The organism is Synechococcus sp. CCY 0621, from assembly GCF_019038465.1.
In the GTDB taxonomy this organism is placed as follows: domain Bacteria; phylum Cyanobacteriota; class Cyanobacteriia; order PCC-6307; family Cyanobiaceae; genus Cyanobium.
The window spans coordinates 1-4043 of the sequence record NZ_JAFKRH010000018.1; the positions used below are offsets into that span (position 1 = coordinate 1).

The window sequence follows — 4043 nt, forward strand, 5'->3', positions numbered from 1 at the left end:
GGCCCAGTGGTCGGGGAACTCCTCGATGGGAATGCCGCGGGCATCGAGGCTGCGGATCATGTCCTGGAGGGAGCAGCTGACGAAGAAGTGCTGCTGCTTGAGGCGCAACTGGCGGCCCTTGGCGGTGCCGTCATTGGGGTAGAGCACCTTGCAGAGGGTCTCGGAGCCCACCTTCTCCTCCACGGCGCCGTAGTAGTCGCCGCTGTTGAAGGCGTAGAAGTCGAAGGATTCGGTGGCATCGGCCCGCCAGAGGCGCAGCCGGTCGCAGGTGTTCACCCGGTAGCCCAGCACTGGCACGTCGTGGGGGACGCCGATGGCGTGCTCGGCGGGGATCCAGCGCACGCGGTAGGCGCCGTTCGAGTCGCGGTAGCTCTCGGTGTGGCCGCCGAAGCCCACGAAACAGGCCTGGTCGGGGTGGGGGATCTCCCAGGGCCAGCCAGCCTTGAGCCACTTGTCGGTGATCTCCACCTGCCAACCGTCGCGGATGAGCTGGTCGAAGATGCCGAACTCGTAGCGGATGCCGTAGCCGGTGGCGGGGATCTCGAGGGAGGCGAGGGATTCGAGGAAGCAGGCGGCCAGCCGACCCAGTCCGCCGTTGCCCAGGCCCGGCTCCTCCTCCACGTCGAGGATCTCCTCGATGTCGTTGATGCCGAACTGCTTGAGGGCCTCGGCGGCCTCCTTCTGGATGCCGAGCATCAGCAGGTTGTTGCCGAGCTGGGGGCCGATCAGGAATTCGGCCGAGAGGTAGGCCACGATCCGCTTGGGGTTGGCGGCAATCGCTTCAATGCCCGCCAGGTAGCGGGTCATCAGCCGGTCGCGGACGGCGTAGCTGAGCGCCATGTAGAGGTCGTGGCGGCTGGCGCTGGGGGCGAGCTTGCCGAGCGTATAAAAGAGGTGTTCGGTCATGCCGTCGAACACGTCCGTCGCCGTCAGGCCGCTGCGATCGGGGTCCGCGAAACACCCGGGCGTGGGCAGGCTCAGGTTGCGGGGTTGTTGGTCGGTCATGGCGGTCGGCGCGCGGTGATCCCTCAGGCACAGGTCTGGCCGTGCGTCCCCAGACCGTAGCGGTGGTTGCCATTCCTCCCGCCTGGCCTGTTGGGAGATCAGCAACGGAACACGTGACCAACGCCGACGCCCCTAGCGTCCGTGCGGCATTGATTTCCTTCATGTTCGCCCCCAGCCTTCTGCTCGAGGTCGGCACCACCCAGATCGAGACGGTGGAAACGCTGCTGCAGGTGGGTCGCTACCTGGTCATCTTCCTGGCGGCCCGGGCCCTGGCGGAGCTGATGGTCCGCCTCAAGCTGCCCACGATCCTCGGCGAACTGGTGGCGGGCGTGCTGATCGGTGTCACCGGGCTGCACCTGATCCTGCCGCCGGCCGTCCACGCCGAGCTCAACCAGACCATGCTCGATCTGGTGGGTGGCTGCGCCGGCGTCAGCCCCGAGACGGTGGCCGAGATCTACTCCGAGAGCTTCCCCTCCCTGGAGGCCACCTCCAAGCTCGGTCTCTATGCCCTGCTGTTTCTCACGGGCCTGGAAAGCGAACTCGATGAACTGATGGCGGTGGGCAAGCAGGCCACCACCGTCGCCCTCACCGGCGTGGTGTTGCCCTTCGCCCTGGGCACGGCCGGTTTGTACCTCCTTTTCCACGTGCCGCTGTTCCCGGCGGTGTTCGCCGGCGCCTCGATGACCGCCACCAGCATCGGCATCACCGCCAGCGTCTTCGGCGAACTCAAGTTCCTCAAGACCCGGGAAGGCCAGACCGTGATCGGCGCCGCCGTGCTCGACGACATCTTCGGCATCGTGATCCTGGCGGTGGTGGTGGCCCTGGCCGGTGACGGGGTGCTAGCCGCCGGTCCGATCCTGCAGCTGGTGCTGGCGGCGGCGGTGTTCGTGGCCGTGGCCCTGTTCTTGAGCCGCACCGGCGCGCCGGTCTTCGACTGGATCCTCGATCGCCTCAAGGCCCCAGGGGAAGTGGTGGTGGCCGGTTTCGTGGTGCTGGGCCTGTGCTGCTTCGTCGCCGAGGCCATCGGCCTGGAGGCGGCCCTGGGGGCCTTCGCGGCCGGCCTGATCCTCAGTGCCTCCAAGCACACCAAGGCGATCCAGCAGTCGGTGAAGCCCCTGGTGGCCCTGTTCGCCACCGTGTTCTTCGTGCTGATCGGCAGCGCCCTCGACCTGTCGGTGATGAATCCCCTCAACCCCGACAACCGCGAAGGGCTGGTGGTGGCCCTGTTCCTGCTGACCGTCGCCATTGCCGGCAAAGTGGCCGCCGGCTGGAGCTACATCAGCAAGGAGAAGACCAACCGCCTGGTGGTGGGCCTGGGGATGATGCCCCGCGGGGAAGTCGGTCTGATCTTCCTGGGTCTGGGCAGCCAGGCCGGCATCCTCTCGGCGCCCCTGGAGGCGGCCATCCTGTTGATGGTGATCGGCACCACGTTCCTGGCGCCGTTGTTGCTGCGCTTGGCGCTCAACGGCGTTGAGGTCCCCACGGAGGCCCCCGCCGATGGGTCTGCAGATAGGCCCACCGAGCAGGCCGCCTGATCCCCTGTGCCGGTCCGGCCGGCTTCAGCGCTCTCGGTCGTCGGCTCTGCCGGCGGCCAGGCTGAGCGACAGTCCCCCCAGTACGGCGATCAAACCCAGGCTTCCGGCCCAGCCAGGCCCGAGGGCCCAGCTGAGCAGCAGTTCCACCACCAGGCCCACCGCCAGGGCCAGCAGCAGGCTGCCGCCCACCAGCACCAGTTGCTGCAGCCCCTCCTCCAGGGACGCCTCGGCCAGGGCCTGCTCCAGCCGGCCCAGCGGCACGCTCAGGGGCAGGTAAAGGGCCAGGGCCCACAGGGCCACCCCCGGCAGCAACGGGCTCAGGTCAGCGAGGGTGAAGGCGTCGGACATGGCGGCAGGCGCAGGGGGCGGGGCCGCACGCTGGCCGGGCTTCCTAGCATCGTCCTTCACCGCAACGCCCCTGCGTCCATGGCTTCGTCACCCGAAATCCCCTGGCAGTTCCTGGGCCATCGGGTGCACGCCATTCGCTCGGCTCCGGAGCAGCCCACCGGCCCGGCGATCCTGCTGGTGCATGGCTTTGGGGCCTCCACCGACCACTGGCGCTTCAACATTCCGGTGCTGGCCCGCACCCATGAGGTCCACGCCATCGATCTGCTCGGCTTCGGCCGCAGCGCCAAACCCGCTGGCCTCACCTACGGCGGCGCCCTCTGGCGCGACCAGCTCTGCGCCTATGTGGAGCAGCGGATCGGCCGGCCCACGGTGCTGGTGGGTAATTCCCTCGGCGGCTTTGCCGCCCTGGCCGCCGGCGCCGCCCTTGGTGATCAGGCTGCGGGCGTAGCGCTGCTGAACGCCGCCGGCCCCTTCAGCGACGAGCAGCAGCCACCCCAGGGGTGGGGGGCCATCGCCCGCCAGACGATCGGGTCGGCCCTGCTGCGTAGTCCGGTGCTGCAGCGCCTCCTGTTCGAGAATATGCGCCGCCCCGCCACGGTGCGCCGCACCCTCAATCAGGTCTACATCGACCGCACCAACGTCGATGACGCGCTGGTCGAGGCGATCCTGCGGCCCTCGCGGGACCCCGGCGCCTTCGGCGTCTTCCGCACCGTCTTCGACATCCCCCGCGGCCAGCCCCTCGACGAACTGTTCGCCGACCTCAGCGCCCCGCTGCTGCTGCTCTGGGGCATCCGCGACCCCTGGATCAACGCCGCCGGTCGCCGGGCCAGTTTCCAGCGGCATGCACCTGCCCGCACAACGGAAGTGGTGCTCGACGCCGGCCACTGCCCCCACGACGAGGTGCCCGACCAGGTCAACCGGGCCCTGCTGGACTGGCTGGCGGGGCTGGTGGAAAGCCCGGTTGCCGCGCTGACCGCCCACTGAACCCGGCGGCGGCCGCTGGTCGGTACATTTCCCTCCACACATGGGGGGCCGACTTGATCGCCGCCGTCACGGGCACCGGAACCGCCCCAGCGGCGAGCGGCAAAGCGCCTGGAGCGGGCGGAAAGGGGGGAGGTTTTACCTACCGGCCGGACATCGATGCACTGCGCGGGG

4 protein-coding genes are annotated in these 4043 nt (G+C 69.0%); 2 read left to right on the plus strand and 2 right to left on the minus strand.

The window, feature by feature from the left end:
* Positions 1-1005: glycogen/starch/alpha-glucan phosphorylase (locus tag KUG43_RS06845; protein ID WP_216907451.1), on the minus strand; the 1005-nt coding region annotated here is incomplete at its 3' end.
* A 161-nt stretch (positions 1006-1166) separates the two neighbouring features.
* On the opposite strand from KUG43_RS06845, the gene KUG43_RS06850 reads away from it, so the two are divergent.
* Positions 1167-2540, plus strand: a complete 1374-nt coding sequence (locus tag KUG43_RS06850) for a cation:proton antiporter (RefSeq protein WP_216907453.1) — start codon at positions 1167-1169, stop codon at positions 2538-2540.
* Positions 2541-2564: 24 nt separating this feature from the next.
* Here the strand turns inward: KUG43_RS06850 and KUG43_RS06855 are convergent, their stop codons facing one another.
* Positions 2565-2888 carry a hypothetical protein gene (locus tag KUG43_RS06855; RefSeq protein WP_216907455.1) on the minus strand — a complete coding sequence of 108 codons (324 nt, stop codon included), beginning with the start codon at positions 2886-2888 and terminating at the stop codon, positions 2565-2567.
* A 78-nt stretch (positions 2889-2966) separates the two neighbouring features.
* Between KUG43_RS06855 and KUG43_RS06860 the strand changes: the two genes are divergently transcribed.
* Positions 2967-3872: an alpha/beta fold hydrolase gene (locus KUG43_RS06860; RefSeq protein ID WP_216907457.1), complete on the plus strand. Its 906-nt coding sequence runs from the start codon at positions 2967-2969 to the stop codon at positions 3870-3872.
* Positions 3873-4043: the final 171 nt, after the last annotated feature.